A 17,170-nucleotide genomic window follows, 5' to 3' on the forward strand; every position below is an offset into this window, starting at 1 on the left:
GGGTGCGATGGGCGGCCGAAATCCACACGCGGGAGTTTTTCGCCGTACCCCCAAGCCGGTTTTGATCTTGAAGGGTTTGTCATGAGTGTGCTGGAGCAGGCGGCAGCCGCCCGGGTCGCCGCCATCGATCTCGCCGGGGCCACCCGTGCCGAGAAGGACGCGGCGCTGCTGCTGATGGCCGACCGGCTGGTCGAGCGGACCGACGACATCGTGCACGCCAACGGTGTCGACGTCGCCAACGCCCGGGAGAACGGCACCTCCGAGGCGATGATCGACCGGCTGGTCCTGACGCCGGAACGGGTCGCCGCGATGGCCGACGGCCTGCGCCGGCTCGCCGCCCTGCCCGACCCGATCGGTGACGTGGTGCGCGGCTCGACCCTGCCGAACGGGCTGGAGCTGCGGCAGGTGCGGGTGCCGTTCGGGGTGGTCGGCATGATCTACGAGGGCCGGCCGAACGTGACCGCCGACGCCGCCGGCATCTGCCTCAAGAGCGGCAACGCGGCGCTGCTGCGCGGTTCCGGATCGGCCTTCTCGTCGAACGCGGCGATCGTGTCGGTGCTGCGCAAGGCCGTCGCCGACGCGGGCCTGCCGGCCAACACGATCCAGCTGCTGGACGCCACCACCCGCGACTCGGTGAAGGAGCTGATGCGGGCCCGCGGCCTGGTCGACGTGCTGATCCCGCGCGGCGGCGCCTCGCTGATCAAGACGGTGGTGGAGCAGTCCACGGTGCCGGTGATCGAGACCGGTGTCGGTAACTGCCATGTGTACGTGGACGCGGCCGCCGATCTGGAGAAGGCCCTCAGCGTCACGGTCAACTCGAAGACCCAGCGCTTCTCGACCTGCAACACCGCCGAATCGCTGCTGGTGCACGCCGAGATCGCTGACACGTTCCTGCCGCTGATCCTGCCTTCGCTGATCGACGCGGGCGTCACCGTGCACGGCGACGCCCGGGTGGCGAGTTACAGCGATGCGGTGGTTCCCGCCACCGAGGAGGACTGGGGTACGGAATACCTGTCCCCTGACATCGCGGTCGCCGTGGTGGATTCCCTCGACGACGCGCTCGACCACATCCGGCAGTACGGCACCGGCCACACCGAGGCCATCGTCAGCGAGTCGATCGTCGCGACCAGGCGTTTCGTGGCCGGTGTGGACGCGGCGGCGGTGATGGTGAACGCGTCGACCCGGTTCACCGACGGCGGCGAGTTCGGGTTCGGGGCGGAGATCGGCATCAGCACCCAGAAGCTGCACGCCCGGGGGCCGATGGGCCTGCCCGAGCTGACCTCCACCAAGTACATCGTCACGGGCAACGGCCACACCCGCTGACGTACGCCTACGTTTCGCTGACGACCGGCGCCGGGGTGATCTCCTGCGGCGCCGGCGTGGGTTCGACCGTCTTTTCCGGCGCGGACTCGGCCTTCTCGGGCTCGGTCTTCTCCGGGGCGGTCTTCTCCGGCGCGGCTGCTTCCGGGGCAGCCTTCTCCGGCGCGGTGGGTTTGGCCGGGCGCGGGGTCTCGACCTTCACGGTGTCGCTGAGTTCGCTCCAGCCGCCCACCCAGTTTCCGAGCACGACCCGGACCCGGTAGGCCCAGCGGCCGTCCGGCACGGCGGCGTCGGCGCAGTGGGTGGCGTTGACCCGGCCGTCGCAGCTCCCGCCCAGGTCAGTGGTCCGGCCGGTGGCCGCGTCGACGCGGGTCACCCGGTATCCGATGCCCGGCAGGCGGCCCGCCGGATCCGCGGCCGGCCAGTCCACCCGCACCGACGCGCCATGTGCGACGACCCGGGGCGACGGGCCGTCCGGCAAGCGTGTGGCCGTGGCCTCGGCAGGCCCGGCCTCGTCAGCCGACCACGCGGCCAGCGCGACGGACGGCGCCGACAGGAGCCCGACGGTCACCAGACCGGCACTCAGGGGCAGGAACGCGGCTCGGGAGTGCGCCATCTTCTCGACTTTCGCGATCGACGGGAGGCGGATGCCGGGGAGGCTCGGAAGCTTCCCCGGCATCCGCGCTGCATCACTTCTTGGCGGCGTAGCTCTCGCCGTAGACCGAGTAGTTGCCGGAGAAGGTGGCGCCCTGGCAGTCATTGTGCGAGCCGTTGCCCATGGTCACGCCGTCCTCGACCTTGACGGACTTCGTCTCGCCGGCCGCGACGACGACGTCGAGACCGCTGAAGTCGAAGAGAACGTCGCTGCTGGCCGGGGTGCAGCCGCGACCCAGGCCGCCGGAGACGTTCTTCGGGGCCTTCGAGCCGTTGGCGCCGGAGTTGATCTGGGTGAGGCGAACCGCGTACGGGTTCGGGTTCTTGATGCTCAGCGTGGCGTCCACCGAGCCGGTCGGGAACAGGCCGGAAGCGGTGGCCGAGATCTCCAGGGCCTTGGCGGTGGTGGCCGTGGCGGTGGTCTCGCCGTAGCCGTAGGCACGCCAGGCGGCGTAGCCGGCGGTGGCGAAGCCACCGGTCAGGGCGAGGGCGGTGCCGACGACGATGGCGCGCTTGACAGACTTACGCATAACGGCATTCCTCCGAAGTAGAAACTGCTTCGCAGGCGCCGGTTTCGCTACTGACTCCCCGCCGGACTGGAGCGACCATCGTTATCGCCCAGCGGATCTTCGTCTCGCCTTCGGCCCTCGTCGGGCCTGCCACAACTATGCGTCGGATGCCCGTCTTCACCCAATAGCCCTTATTACTGTGCGTGACCTATCAGCCGGGTACGGGGCCGTAGCCATTCGGTCTTTTCCGGTTTTGACCGCGCTGTGGCTCTTGACATGCGTACCGACATCGCAACGCCCATCACAGAGAGTGACTGACTCGCCGCGCTCCTGGAGAGTCCCCGCAAAACCCCCTGATACCGACTGATCGGCTGATGCCGGGAATCTATGGCGAAGGAAGGATATTCACATGCGGCCCGCATGAGGCCGTGGGCGAGGCACTGAACCGCCGGGCGAGTTGGTCGCCCATGTCCGGCGGGGAGCCAGCGGCGAAACCGACGTCCTTGGTTAACCAAGGAGATCGCTCGATGCACAAGTTCCTGGCCGATCCGGCCACTCTTGCCCGGATGCTCGGCAAGGACACCGACCCCAGCTACAGCGCCGCAGCGCGGGCGTCGGTGAAAGACCGTTCCGTACTCGTCACCGGCGCCGGCGGGTCGATCGGCAGTGAGATCGTCCGGCAGTTGCACCGGCTCTCCCCCGGCCCGGTCTACCTGCTCGACCACGACGAGGGCGCGCTGCACAGCCTCCAGGTCGAACTGAACGGCCACGGGCTGCTGGACGACGACCGTACGGTGCTGGCCGACATCCGGGACGGCGAGGTGCTGCGCCGGCTGATGGCCACGATTCGGCCGGACGTCGTCTTCCACGCCGCCGCGCACAAGCACCTGCCGCTGCTCGAGCGGTACCCGGCCGAGGGCATCAAGACCAACCTCGTCGGCACCGCCAACGTGATCGCCGCCGCCGCGGAGGCCGGGACCGGCACGTTCGTCAACATCTCCACCGACAAGGCGGCCGCACCCACCAGCGTTCTCGGCGCCACCAAACGACTCGCCGAGCGGGTCGTGGCGGCCCGGTCCGGCGGCCGGATGCGGGTGGCCTCGGTACGGTTCGGCAACGTCCTCGGCAGCCGCGGCTCCTTCCTGCCGACCCTGCACTGGCAGCTCAGCAACGATCTCCCGGTCACCATCACCGACCCGCGGATCACCCGCTACTTCATGACGATCCCGGAGGCGGCCAGCCTCGTGATCGAAGCCGGCGAGATGGCACAGGCCGGCGAGACGTACGTGCTCGACATGGGCGACCCGGTCGGCATCGAGGACCTGGTCCGCCGGTTCGCCGCCGACCTGCGGGTGACACCGGAGATCGTCTACACCGGCCTGCGCTCCGGCGAGAAGCTGCACGAGGAACTGCTGGACGGGATCGAGAACCTCACCGCGACCCGGCACGCCCGTGTTTCCGCGGTGATCGCCAACGGCCCCGCCCCGGCCGGCCTGCTGGACGAGGTGGACCGGCTCACCGGCGACGTGACCGTGCTGTCCGACGAGGAACTGCGCGACCGGCTCTGGGATCTGGTCCACAGCTCCGCCGCGGACCTGGTCGGCGCCCGATGACCGATGTCTCCTGGTCCGTCTTCGTCGTGTCGTTCCTGGTGATCCCGGTGGTCTGGGTGCTGATCGACCGTTCCCCGACGCTGGTCGCCGCGTTCGGCGGCCGCAAGCCGTCCAGCGGCACGCCGGTCGAGGACTTCGAGGTGCTGGTCCCGATCTACGGTTCGGTCACCTATCTGGAGAACGTGGAGTACCTGCGCCAGTACGGCGACCGGGTGCTGCTGTGCACGACGAACGGCGAGAGCCCCGAGTTCTACCGTGATCTCGCCGCCATCGCCGGCGAGCACGGTTTCCGGATCTACCGGGCCGCCGCCGTGGCCGGCGGGATCGGGGCGAACGGCAAACGCGCGACCTCCGGCGCGGCTCGGGACATGCTGGTCCGGGAAGCGCTCGAGAAGATCGTGCGCGCTCCCTACGTGGTGTGCATCGACGCGGACAGCGTCACCGACGAGCCGTTCGGCGTTCTGGTGGGGATGCTCGCGGCCAACGGGTACGACTTCGCGTCCGTGCCGCTGGTGCCCACGAACACCGCGTCGGTGCTCGGCCGCCTGCAGTCCTACGAGTACCGCAGTGCGATGAAGCTGCGTCTCATCGCGCCGTGGCAGGTGTCCGGCGCCTGCCACGTGGCCCGTACCGAGGCGCACCGCGAGGTGATGCGCCGCCACTCGCTGTTCTTCCAGGGCAACGACGTCGAGGCCGGCCTGCTGGCGAAGGCTCTCCACTACCGGGTCGGGCACCTGCCGTTCGCCGTTCGCACCGCCGTGCCGGAGACCTTCAAGAGCTGGTACCGGCAGCGTCTGGCCTGGTCCGGTGGCGAGTTCCGGCTGTTCGTGATGAACCTGCACCTGCTGGTCCGGCACCCGTTCTTCTGGCTCTACGGCGCGGTGGTGACCACGCTCGGCCTGCCGTTCCGCTGGATCACCCTGGCGACCGGCGGCTGGGCGCTGCTGGGAATCTTCACGATGCACGCGATCGCGACCGTGATCGTCCACTGGCGGGTCCGGACCATGATGCTCGCCCTGCTGCCGCTCTACTCGCTGTTCAACAGCTTGGTCATGACGCCGCTCGGAGCGATCTGGTACGTCCGGATGGCCGTCGCCGACCGCAACATCGGTTTCATCCGCACCAGCCGTCCCCGCGTCTCCGCCGCCGCGTAACAGGATCCTCAGCGACAGGCCCGCAGCGCCGTCAGCGTGATGTTGACGTCGAAGAGCGGGCCTTCGTTGCTGTCCCAGCCGCCGTCGACACGCTGGGTCGCGGCCAGCCGTTTGCGGGCGCTCTGCAGCAGCCAGTCGTCGCCCAGGTTGACCCGGCGCAGCGCGGCCGCCATCGAGGCGACATCGGCCGGCGACATGTCCGGCAGGCGGTCGCCGAGGATCTGCTGGACGCGGGCCGACTCGTAGTAGAACTGCTGCTGGTGCAACAGGCCGGCGGCGTGCCAGCCGGTCGCCAGGAACGAGGGCCACGTACCGTCCGGGCGCAGTCGGGAGACCACCCACCCGGCAGCCGACCGCAACACCTCGCCCCACGGTGATCGGGTCTGGTGAGGGTCGATCCGGACCGCTGCCGCGGTCAGCCAGAAACCGGCGACCGAGGTCAGGTAGAGGGTCGCCTCGGGATCGCCGGGCAGCGCCCACGGCGGCGCCTGGTCGGCGAGCGACTCGTGCTCCTGCCAGGTCCCGTCGCCGCGCTGCGCGCCGGCCAGCCAGTGCAGGGCGCGCACCCCGACCGCGTCGTCGAGAGCGCCGATGTCGTCGAGCTCGGCGAGCCGGAAACAGGTGGCGTCGATCGACGGGATCGCGCCGTCGGCGGAGGCGGGCCAGCCGCCCTCGGCCATCTGCCCGGAGGCGATCCGGACCATGGCCTCCGGCGGGGCCGGATGTCCGGTGCGCAGATGCGACAACCGCGCCCGTTCCACCGGATCACCATGGGCGACCACGTAACCGATCGCGGCATCTATATCGATCACGGTAAAGACGGTACCGGCCGGATCGGCGAACCGCAGGCCCGTCCCACCCAGGGGAGTCACCCGTTGGTGACCCCCCTGGGGGCATGGATCAGTACGACGGGAGGGACGGGTCGATGTTGTTGACCCAGGAGACGATGCCGCCCTGCACGTGGACGGCATCCTTGAAGCCGGCCGCCTTGATCGCGGCCAGCGCCTCCGCCGAGCGCACGCCCGACTTGCAGTGCAGGACGATCTGCTTGTCCTGCGGGAACTTCGCGAGCGCCTCACCGGACAGGATCTCGCCCTTGGGGATCAGCACCGCGCCGGGGATCCGGTTGATCTCCCACTCGGCGGGCTCGCGAACGTCGACGAGGAAGATGTCCTTGCCGCTGTCCTGCCAGTCCTTGAGCTCGCGGACGGTGATGGTGGCGCCGGACGCCGCCTCCTGCGCCTCGACCGAGACCCCGCCGCAGAAGTCCTCGTAGTCCTCGAGCAGGTCGGTGACGGTCGGGTTCTCCCCGCAGAGCGCGCAGTTCGGGTCCTTGCGCACCTTGATCTTGCGGTGGGTCATCTCCAGGGCGTCGTAGACGACCAGGCTGCCGACCAGCGGCTCACCGATGCCGGTGATCAGCTTGATCGCCTCGTTGACCTGGATCGAGCCGATCGACGCGCAGAGCACGCCCAGCACGCCGCCCTCGGCGCAGCTCGGGACCATGCCGGGCGGCGGGGGCTCCGGGTAGAGGCAGCGGTAGCAGGGACCGTGCTCCTCCCAGAAGACCGAGGCCTGGCCGTCGAAGCGGTAGATCGAACCCCAGACGTACGGCTTGCCGAGCAGCACCGCGGCGTCGTTCACCATGTAACGGGTCGCGAAGTTGTCGGTGCCGTCGACGATCAGGTCGTACTGGGAGAAGATCTCCTTGACGTTGTCCCGGTCCAGCGCGGTGTTGTGGATGACCACGTTCACCAGCGGGTTGACCTCGGCGATGCTGCGGGCCGCGGACTCCGCCTTGGGCGTGCCGATGTCGGAGACGCCGTGGATGATCTGGCGCTGGAGGTTGGACTCGTCGACGGTGTCGAAGTCGATGATGCCGAGCGTGCCCACGCCGGCCGCGGCCAGGTAGAGCAGGGTCGGCGAGCCGAGGCCGCCCGCGCCGACGGCGAGGACCTTCGCGTTCTTCAGCCGCTTCTGCCCGTCCATCCCGACATCGGGGATGATCAGGTGACGCGAATAGCGGCGGATCTCGTCGACGCTCAGCTCGGCGGCCGGCTCGACGAGCGGGGGCAGAGCCACAGTTCACTCCCCGGGGTTCGGTGGATTCGGATGTGTTGGAACGCCGCCCATTGTCGCTCGATTCCCGCACGCTCACCCATGACGTTGGCCACGGGCCCGACATGCGGGATCGCGGAATAATTCACGCTATCGGCTTGCCGGCGTAACGCTTGCCGTCCAGATAGGGCCACGCGTTCGCTGTGCAGCCCTTCAGGCCGAAGGTCTGCTGCTGCATCACCGGCGCCGGCTCACCCTTGCCGGGGCAGGCCTCGTGCCCGTGCCCGAGCTCGTGACCGACCTCGTGGTTGATCGTGTAACGCCGGTAGACGTCCAGTTCGCCCTCGTAGTCGGGCACCGCGCCGTCCCAGCGGTCGGCGTTGATGATGACCTGGCCCGGGACCCGGCACGAGGTGTAACCCTCGGTGTCCAGGCCGCCGCCCGCGCACATCCGCTCCGAGGTCTTCGCCGAGGCCAGATAGACCGTGAAATCCGCGTCGGCGGCCTTCGGCACCCGGCGCAGCCGCAACCGGCCCTTGTTGGTCCAGCTCCGGTCGTCGCCCAGGGTGTCGTCGATCGCCTCGGCGAACTCGCCCGGCGACGTGCCCTCGACGATCTCCTCGACCGCTACCCGGAACCGGTACAGCCGGCCGCCGGTGCCGAGCATCGGGCCGCGGGTGTTCGCGTACTCGAAATCGCCTGATTTCGCCGCTGCCACCGCCTCGCTGTCACCGGTCCGCAGCGGCTCGGCGGCGGTCACGTTCGGTGCGGGGCGGATCTCCGCCGGTTCGGCGGCGCGTTGTGCGGACTCCCCGCCGGGTGCGACGGGCTGCTCCTCGTTGCGCAGCTCGTGGCCGGCGACGAGGACGGCGAGCACCAGCAGGAGGTACGCCACGAGCACTGCTCGCCGGCGCCAGCGGACGCGCTTCTCCGGGGCCGCGTGACGGGCCGGCGGGTCGGTGCGGGAGTGCGCCGGGACGTACTCGGCATCGGTGTCCCCGCGCGAGAGCACCGAGGGCAGGAAGTCGTGGTGCTCGGGCTCGATCCCGGGTTCGGCCTCGGCACGCCGGTGAGGGCGTTCGGCGGCCGGTACGTAGATCGGCTCGTGCACGACGGGCGCGGTGGTCTCGCGGACCGCCATGCCGGGGCGTTCCTCGGTGGCGGCTTCCGCCGGCGGCGCCTCAAAGGTGGTAGCGGCGTCTGCCCGCGGCCTCTCGAAGCCGGGGGCCGCGGCCCCCGGCGGCGTCTCGAAACCGGTGGCCGCGTCTGCCCGCGGCCTCTCGAAACCGGGGGCCGCGGCCCCCGGCGGCGTCTCGAAACCGGTGGCCGGTTCGCCGGGGCGGGGCGGGACCGCCGCCGGGACGTGGATGTTCTCGGCGAGGTTGCGCTCCAGCAGGTTGCGGGGCGGCCACAGGTTGTCCGGGAGTTCCACAGGCAGCCGCAGGCTCGGCGGCAGGCCCGGCCGGTTCCTGGTCTGCGGGTACCGGCTCTCCGGCGATGTCTCCGCGAGCGATGCTTCCGGACCGGAGCCCTGCTCCCACCCCGGAGCAGGTGGGAGCGGTGCTTCCAAGGCAGCCGGGAAGCCGGGGGCCGGTTCCCGTTCGGCCGGCGCCCGGTGCGCGCCGGGCTGGTCGAGGAACGCGGGCTCGTCTCCCCGATCGGGCCGTCCCAGGAAGCCGTTCGGGGCGGCCAGGCCGTCCCAGCGATCCGAGTCCACGTCCTGCGGCCGCAGGGCTTCCGGCGGGCCGGTAGGCGGACGGGACGTCAGCGGCGGGCGGCCACCCGTGCCGGGCCGGGTGGTGCCGGGACCGGCACGGAAACCGGGCCCGGACGCTCCGGAACGGCTCGACCGGCGCGCGCCGGCGGCCCGGGGGTTCACGAACGCTCCGGGGTCGGCCATCGGGTCGTCAGCGGCCGGGCGGGGCGGCTCCGGTTCGGCCGGACGCGGCTTCGAGGCGGCCAGGCGCTCAGCGGCCAGCTCCAGGATGCCGCGGGTCATCTCCGGCGGCGGAGCAGCGCTCTCCGTCTCGCCTTCGGCGGGCGGAGCAGCTTCTTCGGACCTGGCGGTACGGCGTGAGCGCGCTGCTCCGGTCGGCGCCGGGCCCTCGAACCCGGCGGATTCCGCAGCGGCGGCGGTCCGGCGACGGGCCGGCGGCTCCGCGGCCTCCAGGTCACCGGACGCGGCGGCGGACCGTCGACGGCCCGGCAGCTCCCCGGCGTCCAGGTGACCGGGCCCGGTGGGCTCCGCCGTAGCGGCGGTCCGGCGGCGGGCCGGCCGCACCGTGGTGTCCGGTTCCGCCGGGGCCTTGACCGTGGTGGTCTTGCGGGCCGGGGCCCGGCCGGTCGCCGTACGGGACGACGTGGACTTGACCGGAGACTCGCCGGTGTCCGGCTTCCGGCGGGCCGTGGGCTCTCCGTCGGGCGCGGACCTGCGCGCTGTCTTGCGGGCGGGTTCGGCCGGGGCCGTCACCGACGGCTTCGCTGTGGCGGTCGCCGCCACGGTGCGGGTACGCCGGGCCGGCGTGACAGAGGGCGTGTCCGGCGTCGCAGGAGTCGCCTGTGTGCGGGAACGCTCGCCTCGACCACGCCGGTCGATGCCGGCGTTCGGGTCAACGGGGCCATTTGTCGCGTTTGCCATAGCAAGCGAAAGCCTGCCACGACTCACCGCCTGTCACAGGACTTTCGCATTTCCGTACCGGAAGTGCCGACACCCCCGCCAGCCCCACCCACCCCACCGGAGGCGGCCGTCGAAGACCTCGGCTGGCTCTCATGGCTGTCTCCGGGCGGTGGAGACAGCCATGAGAACCAGCCGGTGGCGGGTCAGAGGCCGGGACCGGAGAAGTCCGCGTTGTTGCGGCGGGGCCAGGAGTAGGGCTTGCAACCGCGCAGGGTCAGGGTCTGCTGCACCATCACCGGGGCCGGGCCGCCGGCCTTCGGGCAGCCCTCGTGGCGGTGGCCGAACTCGTGGCCGACCTCGTGGTTGATCACGTAGCGGCGGTACTCGGCGAGGCTGGTCCGCGACTCGACGTACGTGGGGGCGGATCGGCGCCAGCGGTCCAGGTTGATGATGGCTTTGCCGGTGGCCCGGCACGAGGTGTACGGCACGCCGCCGATCCGGATGTTCGTGCCGCCCTGCCGGCACATCCGGCCGGCGGTCTCCCGGGTGGCGAGGTAGACGGTGAAGTCCGCCTTCTCCGCGCCGGTCACCAGCTGCAGGCGGAAACGGCCGGCGCCGACCCAGCTGCGAGAGTCCTCCAGGGTCGCCCGGACCTGCGCGGTGAACGCGGCGACGTCCTCGCCGCTGCCCTTCTCGACGGCCACCTTGAACCGGCGAACAGTGCCCTTGGTGCCGGCGACCGGGCCGCGGGTGGTCGCGTACTGGAACTGGCCACTGCCCTGCACCGGAACGTTCCCGGGCATCTGCAGCACGTTGTCGGCCGGGAAGATCGTGGGGGCCGGGGTGGCGGATTCCAGGACCGGCGCCGGGCTCGCGGAACTCTCCGGGGCGGCGGATTCCGGCGGGCGGGCGGCGGGCGACGCGGCCGCTGCCGGCTGCCCGGCCGGACCCGGGTCGCTGCCGAACTGCCGCCCGATCACGACGGCGATGAGCAGCACCAACGTCGCTCCGAGGGCGATCAGCCAGGATTGCCGCCACCGGTCGCCGGAGGATGTGGGCCGCCGGTGGGCGGGCGACGGGGCAGGCGAGATCATGGGCCTTCAGAGTCGCACCAAAACGTGCACCGCACCTACCCCGGGCCGATCTTGTGCGCCTTGTTACATCGTGCAACCACACGGGACGGTGAGACGTGAGGACGGGTCGGTGACCCGTACCAAGAAGGGTTAAAGGTCGTCGAGAAGCCCGACGATGCCGCGAGCCACCAGGCGCGGCACCTCCATCTGGGCGACGTGGCCGACGCCGGGGAGAATCAGCAGGCGGCCGTCCGGGACGACGCGGGCGACCTGGGCCGGCACCCGTGGATCGACCAGGCGGTCGTTGAGGCCGCCGATGACCAGGGTGGGCGCCGTGATCCGGGCGGCCAGGCGCCACTGGGAGTTGAGCCCTGGAAGGTACGCCCGGAGGAAGCTCCCGACCAGGCCACGCAGCGTGCCGAGGTAGGCCCGGGGGTAGTGCGCGACCGTGTAGCGGAGCTGGATCTCCTCCATCGCCTCGGCGCGGCGCTGCGGATGCACCTTCGTGGTGTCGCCGAAACAGGCGGCCAGCACCTGCTCGGCCATCTGCTCGGCGGTGATCCGGGTGAGCGCCCACGCCATCAGGCGCTCGGCGCCCGGCACGGCCAGCAGCGGCAGGACCGGACCCTGCGCGGTGCGGCGGGGGTCGAGGAACGGCATCGCCGGGGAGATCAGGGTGAGCGTCCGGACGAGGTCGGGACGGAGCGCGGCGACCCGCACCGAGATGGAGCCACCGAGCGAATTGCCGATCAGGTGCACCGGGCCCCGGCCGGCCTGCTCCAGATAGCCGATCAGGGTGTCGGCGAAAGCGGCGATCGAATAGCGCGGGCTGGGATCGCTGTAGCCGAAGCCGGGCAGGTCGACCGCCTGCCCGTCGAGCCGGTCGGCGAGCAGCCCGGCCAGGTCGGTGAAATTCTGCGAGGAACCGCCGAGCCCGTGCACGTAGACCGCGGGCTCGGCGCCGGGACTCTGGCCGGGCGTGTCCCGGACATGCAGCATCGAGCCGGCCACGGTGACCCGGCGCGCGGGCCACGGTGGCGGAACCTCACCCGCCGGCAACAGCGCGCTGTCGTCGGCCAGAATCGCACCCCTCATCAAGCCAAGAGTGCCTCGAGCCGGCGGTTGACCGCCGCCAATGTGGCGCGCACCATGGCGTGCCGATCGTCACCGGTCACCACCGCCGAGCCGGCGAGCTGCTCGACCCAGCCGCCGCCGCAGGAGAGCAGCAGCACGACCACGGCGACCTGCATCGGGCCGAACGAGACCGCCGCGGCGTGCTCGACGAAACAGCGGGCCGGGCCGTCCGGGTGCTCGGAGCCGGCGAGCAGGTCGTCGACAGCGCCGGCGGTGGCGGTGGCGCAGAGGCGAAGCAGGTAGCCGTCGACGGCGGGGCCGGTGGCGACGCCGGATGCGGTCCGCCCGCCGGCGCGCAGCCGAACCTCCACGGTCGCGTCCGCGCCGAACGTGTTGACGTGCACGTTCTCGATGATCACGCGGGGGCCGGGGTTGCCGCCCGGGTCCAGCGGCCGGGGCTTGGAGGCGTCGGCGGGAACCAGAGCGGCCGGGGTGCTGATCGGCGCGGCCACGGGCGCCGGGGCAGGCGCCGGAGCCGGAGCAGGTGGGCTGGACACCGGCACGGGCGGGCTCGAGACGGGCGCGGCCGGACTCGACACCGGCGCCGCTGGACTCGACACCGGCCGAACCGGGCTGGAGACCGGCCGGGCCGGGCTCGACACCGGGCGGACCGGGCTGGAGACCGGCGCGGCCGGACTCGACACCGGCCGGATCGGACTGGACACGGGCCGGGCGGGGCTCGACACCGGGCGGACCGGGCTGGAGACCGGCGCGGCCGCGGCGGCCGCCCGGACCGGCTGGCTGGGCAGCAGCGGGTTCCGCGGGGACGAGACCGGGGCGCCGGACGGCCGGAGCGCGGCCGGCGGGTCGCCCGGCATGGCCGCGTCGAGGCCCATCCGGTCCTGCAGGAGGCGGGCGACCTGGCGGCTCACCTCGGCCGGGTCGGCGCCGTCGGCGAGGTCGAGGCGCAGGCTGTGCGCGCCCGCGGGGGTGGCCCGCAGCGACGCGTCCCGCACGCCGTCGACCTCGCGCACGGCGGCGAGGATGTCCTGGACGTCGAAGCCCTCCTGGCGTTCCTGGGCGGGCACGACGTCACCGCGACGCAGGTGCGTCGCGATGCGCGCCAGTGCGGGCGCTTCGGCCGACGGCTCCACGGAGGGCGGCTCCGGAACTCTCGGGACGTCCGGCTGGGCCGGGACGCGCTGCGGCAGGACCCCGTTCGCCTCGCTGTCGGCATCGGTCTCGACGCCGGCGGGATCCTCGAAGGTCGGCGGGGCGTGGGTCGGTGTGCGCTGAAAGCTCGGCGAATCGTACGCCGAGGACTCGGCGAGCGGGTTGTCCAGTTGCGGCAGCCCCTGTGCCAGGGTGTCGGTGACCAGGGCGTGCCGGGAGCGGACGGGCTCCGGCACGACCGGTGGCGCCGGCGGCGTGACCGGCTCGGGGAGCCAGTCCGGGCGGGGCATCGGCACGGCGGCCCGCTGCGGGTAGGAGTCGTCGAGGTCGCCCTCGTACGGGTACGGCGGGGCGCTGCTCGGCGGCATCGGGACGCCCCCGGGCGGCGGCCGGTGGCCGAGGATGTCGGCGAGCCTGTCCCGGTCGGCGGGCCACCCCTCGGACGGGGGAACCTCCGGACCCGGTGGGGGTGCGGGCACATCGGCCGGCGGCGTGACCCCGAAGGGCCGCTCGGCCGGAACCTGCGGCCGGCCGAAGACGCGCCCGTCCGACGGGCGCCGCCACGGCGGCGTGTCCACTCCCTGCTCCAATGACGCTCCCGTGTTGGCCCACGGACTGTCGTTACCCGTCCAGCCGTTCACCCGTGTGCGGTCATGCGAGTCGGCGCCGTTGCCACCCGCTGAGGCCCCGGTGTCCCCGGAATGCCCTGATTCATCCACCGCGTGCTCCTCGCTCGCCCCCGCTGAGGCTACCGTGTCGTTGCAGTGGCGATAAGTTGCAGCGTCGCGACAATTGCCCGCACGACCGCGACATGCGCCGATCCGGGCAATCCGAGACGACAGACCGCGGGGACCCGACCCCCCTGGAGGTTCACAGAAATGACCGCTGCGTCCGGCGGGCCACAGACCGCACGACCCACCCGCCTGCCCCGTTCGGCGCGCCGCAAGCAGTTGCTGGCCGCCGCGCAGCAGATCTTCGTCGCCCACGGCTACCACGCCGCCGCGATGGACGACATCGCGGAGCGGGCGGGCGTCTCGAAGCCCGTTCTCTACCAGCACTTCCCCGGCAAGCTGGAGCTCTATCTGGCCCTCCTGGACACGCACTGCGACGCGATAATCGCCAAGGTGCGCGGGGCCATGCAGGCGTCTCCGGACAACAAGGAGCGTGTGAAGGGCGCCGTCCGGGCGTACTTCGACTTCATGGATCACGAGAGCGAGGCGTTCCGGCTCGTCTTCGAGTCGGACCTGCGCAACGACCCCCAGGTCCGCCAGCGGGTGGAACGGGTCGAGCAGGGCTGCATCGCCGCTGTGACGGACACCATCATCTCCGACACGGGGCTGCGGCCGGACCAGGCCGAGCTGCTCGCCTCGGGTCTCGCCGGGGCGGCCGGGCAGGCCGCTCAGTTCTGGCTGGCGAACGGGCGGCGTACGCCCAAAGCTGAAGCCGAAGCGCTCGTAGCTGCGCTGATCTGGCGCGGGATCGCCAGCTTCCCGCTGCAGGGCGGTTCAACGGCCGGAATGGCGCCGGAAATCGGATAGCCTTTCGATCGGGTATACGGATCTTTTGAGGAGGGACCCCGTGGAGGTCAAGATCGGCGTGCAGCAGTCGCCGCGTGAGCTGGTGCTCGAGAGCGCCCAGACCCCGGCGGAGGTCGAGCAGGCGGTGACCGAGGCCCTGGCCAAGGACGGCGTCCTGTCGCTCACTGACGAGAAGGGCCGCAAGGTGATCATCCCGGTCGCCAAGGTGGCCTACGTGGAGATCGCCGAGGCGTCGCACCGCCCGTTCGGTTTCACCACTCGCTGAGTTTCGACGACGGCGCGGGTGCCCTGATCCCAGGGCACCCTCCCGTAACTCTCTCTTAGGTGCGCCTGCTACCAGGTCGGGTAGAGTGGCTCGTGTCGCCCCGTCGATCTGTCGACCCGGCGACCCGCGTGTGGCCCGCTTTCGAGCGTGCGGCCCGCGCCTATACGAGATCGCGCCCAAAGACTTATCCGACGGGCGCACCACGAGAGGGCACCCGTAAAACTTCATGACCGACAATGAGCAAGCTCTGATTCCCGTCGTCACCCGCGCTCCGGTCCGTCCCGACAGCCCCACCTTCGCTGAGCTGGGCGTCCGGGCGGAGACGGTGGAAGCCCTGGCCAAGGCCGGCATCACCCACGCGTTCGCCATCCAGGAATACGCGCTGCCGATCGCGCTGCGCGGCACCGACCTGATCGGCCAGGCGCCGACCGGCACCGGCAAGACCCTCGGGTTCGGCCTGCCCCTGCTCGAGCGCGTCACCGCCCCGTCCGAGGGCGCCGACGGCCAGCCGCAGGCCCTGATCGTCGTTCCGACCCGTGAGCTGGGCCTGCAGGTGGCCCGTGACCTCGCCGCGGCCGGTTCCACCCGGGGCGTCCGGGTGCTGCCGATCTACGGCGGAGTGGCGTACGAACCGCAGGTCGAGGTCCTCAAGAAGGGTGTCGAGATCCTCGTCGGCACCCCCGGCCGTCTGCTCGACCTGGCCAAGCAGAAGATGCTGAAGCTGGGCTCGATCAAGGCCCTGGTGCTCGACGAGGCCGACCGGATGCTCGACCTGGGCTTCCTGGAGGACGTCGAGAAGATCCTCGCGATGATCCCCGAGAAGCGGCAGACCATGCTGTTCTCGGCGACCATGCCGGATCCGATCGTCGCCCTGTCCCGCCGCTTCCTGAGCAACCCGGTCACGATCCACGCCGGGCACACCACCGAGAGCGCCGCGTCGCCGCTGACCAAGCAGGTCGTCTACCGCACCCACCCGCTCAACAAGGTGGAGATGGTGGCCCGGATCCTGCAGGCCAAGGACCGCGGCCTCACGATGATCTTCACCCGGACCAAGCGGGCCGCCGACCGGGTCTCCGAGGACCTCGACTTCCGCGGGTTCGCGGTCGCCGCCGTCCACGGCGACCTGGGCCAGGGCGCGCGCGAGCGGGCGCTGCGGGCGTTCCGCAGCGGCAAGATCGACGTGCTGGTGGCGACCGACGTCGCGGCCCGTGGCCTGGACGTCTCCGGCGTCACCCACGTGATCAACTACGACTGCCCGGAGGACCCGGAGACCTACACGCACCGGATCGGCCGGACCGGCCGGGCCGGCGCCACCGGTGTCGCGGTCACCTTCGTGGACTGGGAGGACATGCCGCGCTGGGTGCTGATCGACAAGTCGCTCGGCCTGTCCATGCCGGAGCCCCCGGAGACGTACCACACCAGTCCCGCGCTCTATCACGACCTGGACATCCCGGACGGCATCTCGGGCACCCTGCCGACCGCCTCGCGCAGCCGGGCCGGCCTGTCCGCGGAGGTCGAGGAGGACCTCGGCACCGTCGGACGGCGTGGTGGCGGCCGGACCCGTGGCGGCCGGGATCGGGACCGGGACCGCGGCCGTTCCCGCGGCGGGGACTCGAGGCCGGCTTCCGGCACCGCCCCGGCGGCTGACGACGAGGGGGGCGAGCGGCCCAAGCGGCAGCGTCGTCGCCGCAAGGTCGTCGAGGAGGGCTCCGGTACGCCCACGCCCGAGACCGCCACGTCGGAAGCGGTCCCCGCACCGGAGATCGCCGACGCGCCCGCTGCGGAGGCTCCGGCCGCTCCCCGGGCCCGGACGCGCCGCCGCCGGACCGCGGCGACCTCGCTGACCTTCTCCGAGGGTTCCGAAGGGTCGACCGCCGCTGAGGAGCCCGCTGAGGCTTCCGCTCCCGCCGAAGCTCCGGCTGCCGAAGCTCCGGCTGCCGAGGCTCCGGCCGCGGCTGGCAATGACGCCGAGGCCGACGCCGCTCCGCGTCGCCGCCGCCGCCGGACCACCCGGAGCACCACCGCCGAGGCCGACCTGTCGGGCGGCTCCGAGGCGGGCGTGGGCACCACCACCGACGCCTGATCGACGTCGAACCCAGCCGGGTCCGCACCGCCGCCATCG

At 71.8% G+C, this 17,170-nt stretch carries 14 protein-coding genes; 6 read left to right on the forward strand and 8 right to left on the reverse strand.

Features of this window, described 5'->3' with window-relative positions; all coding sequences use genetic code 11:
* Positions 1-81 precede the first annotated feature (81 nt).
* On the forward strand, positions 82-1,323 hold the full coding sequence (locus ACZ3II_RS09690; RefSeq protein ID WP_465517166.1) for a glutamate-5-semialdehyde dehydrogenase: 1,242 nt from the start codon (positions 82-84) through the stop codon (positions 1,321-1,323).
* 7 nt (positions 1,324-1,330) lie between these two features.
* On the opposite strand, the gene ACZ3II_RS09695 is transcribed toward ACZ3II_RS09690, so the two are convergent.
* Positions 1,331-1,936, reverse strand: a complete 606-nt coding sequence (locus tag ACZ3II_RS09695; RefSeq protein WP_465517167.1) for a hypothetical protein — start codon at positions 1,934-1,936, stop codon at positions 1,331-1,333.
* A 73-nt stretch (positions 1,937-2,009) separates the two neighbouring features.
* Positions 2,010-2,504 carry a hypothetical protein gene (locus ACZ3II_RS09700; RefSeq protein ID WP_465517168.1) on the reverse strand — a complete coding sequence of 165 codons (495 nt, stop codon included), beginning with the start codon at positions 2,502-2,504 and terminating at the stop codon, positions 2,010-2,012.
* Between the two features lie 506 nt (positions 2,505-3,010).
* Here ACZ3II_RS09700 and ACZ3II_RS09705 point away from each other — a divergent pair.
* Both ACZ3II_RS09705 and ACZ3II_RS09710 read left to right on the forward strand, forming a co-directional pair.
* A complete protein-coding gene (locus ACZ3II_RS09705) occupies positions 3,011-4,096 on the forward strand; it encodes a polysaccharide biosynthesis protein (protein ID WP_465517169.1) in 1,086 nt (361 codons plus the stop codon).
* Positions 4,093-5,250 (forward strand): glycosyltransferase family 2 protein, encoded by a 1,158-nt coding sequence (locus ACZ3II_RS09710; RefSeq protein WP_465517170.1) that lies wholly within the window; start codon positions 4,093-4,095, stop codon positions 5,248-5,250. Before ACZ3II_RS09705 ends, ACZ3II_RS09710 begins: the two co-directional genes overlap by 4 nt.
* Positions 5,251-5,258: 8 nt before the next feature.
* On the opposite strand, the gene ACZ3II_RS09715 is transcribed toward ACZ3II_RS09710, so the two are convergent.
* The 6 genes from ACZ3II_RS09715 to ACZ3II_RS09740 all read right to left on the reverse strand — a co-directional run bounded on the left by ACZ3II_RS09715 (position 5,259) and on the right by ACZ3II_RS09740 (position 13,835).
* Entirely contained in the window at positions 5,259-6,062 is an 804-nt protein-coding gene (locus tag ACZ3II_RS09715; RefSeq protein WP_465517171.1) for a prenyltransferase/squalene oxidase repeat-containing protein, read from the reverse strand.
* A gap of 88 nt (positions 6,063-6,150) precedes the next feature.
* The gene (gene moeZ, locus ACZ3II_RS09720) at positions 6,151-7,332 is read right to left on the reverse strand and encodes an adenylyltransferase/sulfurtransferase MoeZ (protein ID WP_465517172.1); all 1,182 of its coding nucleotides are present in this window, start codon (positions 7,330-7,332) and stop codon (positions 6,151-6,153) included.
* 121 nt (positions 7,333-7,453) lie between these two features.
* A complete protein-coding gene (locus ACZ3II_RS09725) occupies positions 7,454-9,778 on the reverse strand; it encodes a DUF3152 domain-containing protein (RefSeq protein WP_465517173.1) in 2,325 nt (774 codons plus the stop codon).
* Between the two features lie 350 nt (positions 9,779-10,128).
* Positions 10,129-11,019: a DUF3152 domain-containing protein gene (locus ACZ3II_RS09730; RefSeq protein WP_465517174.1), complete on the reverse strand. Its 891-nt coding sequence runs from the start codon at positions 11,017-11,019 to the stop codon at positions 10,129-10,131.
* A 129-nt stretch (positions 11,020-11,148) separates the two neighbouring features.
* Positions 11,149-12,093: an alpha/beta fold hydrolase gene (locus ACZ3II_RS09735; protein ID WP_465517175.1), complete on the reverse strand. Its 945-nt coding sequence runs from the start codon at positions 12,091-12,093 to the stop codon at positions 11,149-11,151.
* Positions 12,093-13,835 (reverse strand): Daple, encoded by a 1,743-nt coding sequence (locus ACZ3II_RS09740; protein ID WP_465517176.1) that lies wholly within the window; start codon positions 13,833-13,835, stop codon positions 12,093-12,095. Before ACZ3II_RS09740 ends, ACZ3II_RS09735 begins: the two co-directional genes overlap by 1 nt.
* A 288-nt stretch (positions 13,836-14,123) precedes the next feature.
* Here ACZ3II_RS09740 and ACZ3II_RS09745 point away from each other — a divergent pair, with 288 nt between their 5' ends.
* The 3 genes from ACZ3II_RS09745 (at position 14,124) to ACZ3II_RS09755 (ending at position 17,131) form a co-directional block, all read left to right on the forward strand.
* Positions 14,124-14,783 carry a TetR/AcrR family transcriptional regulator gene (locus ACZ3II_RS09745; protein ID WP_043531207.1) on the forward strand — a complete coding sequence of 220 codons (660 nt, stop codon included), beginning with the start codon at positions 14,124-14,126 and terminating at the stop codon, positions 14,781-14,783.
* Between the two features lie 40 nt (positions 14,784-14,823).
* On the forward strand, positions 14,824-15,048 hold the full coding sequence (locus ACZ3II_RS09750) for a DUF3107 domain-containing protein (protein WP_465517177.1): 225 nt from the start codon (positions 14,824-14,826) through the stop codon (positions 15,046-15,048).
* 226 nt (positions 15,049-15,274) lie between these two features.
* Positions 15,275-17,131, forward strand: coding sequence for a DEAD/DEAH box helicase (locus ACZ3II_RS09755; protein ID WP_465517178.1), 1,857 nt, complete (start codon positions 15,275-15,277; stop codon positions 17,129-17,131).
* Positions 17,132-17,170 lie beyond the last annotated feature (39 nt).

The organism is Actinoplanes sp. NPDC019969, from assembly GCF_055562375.1.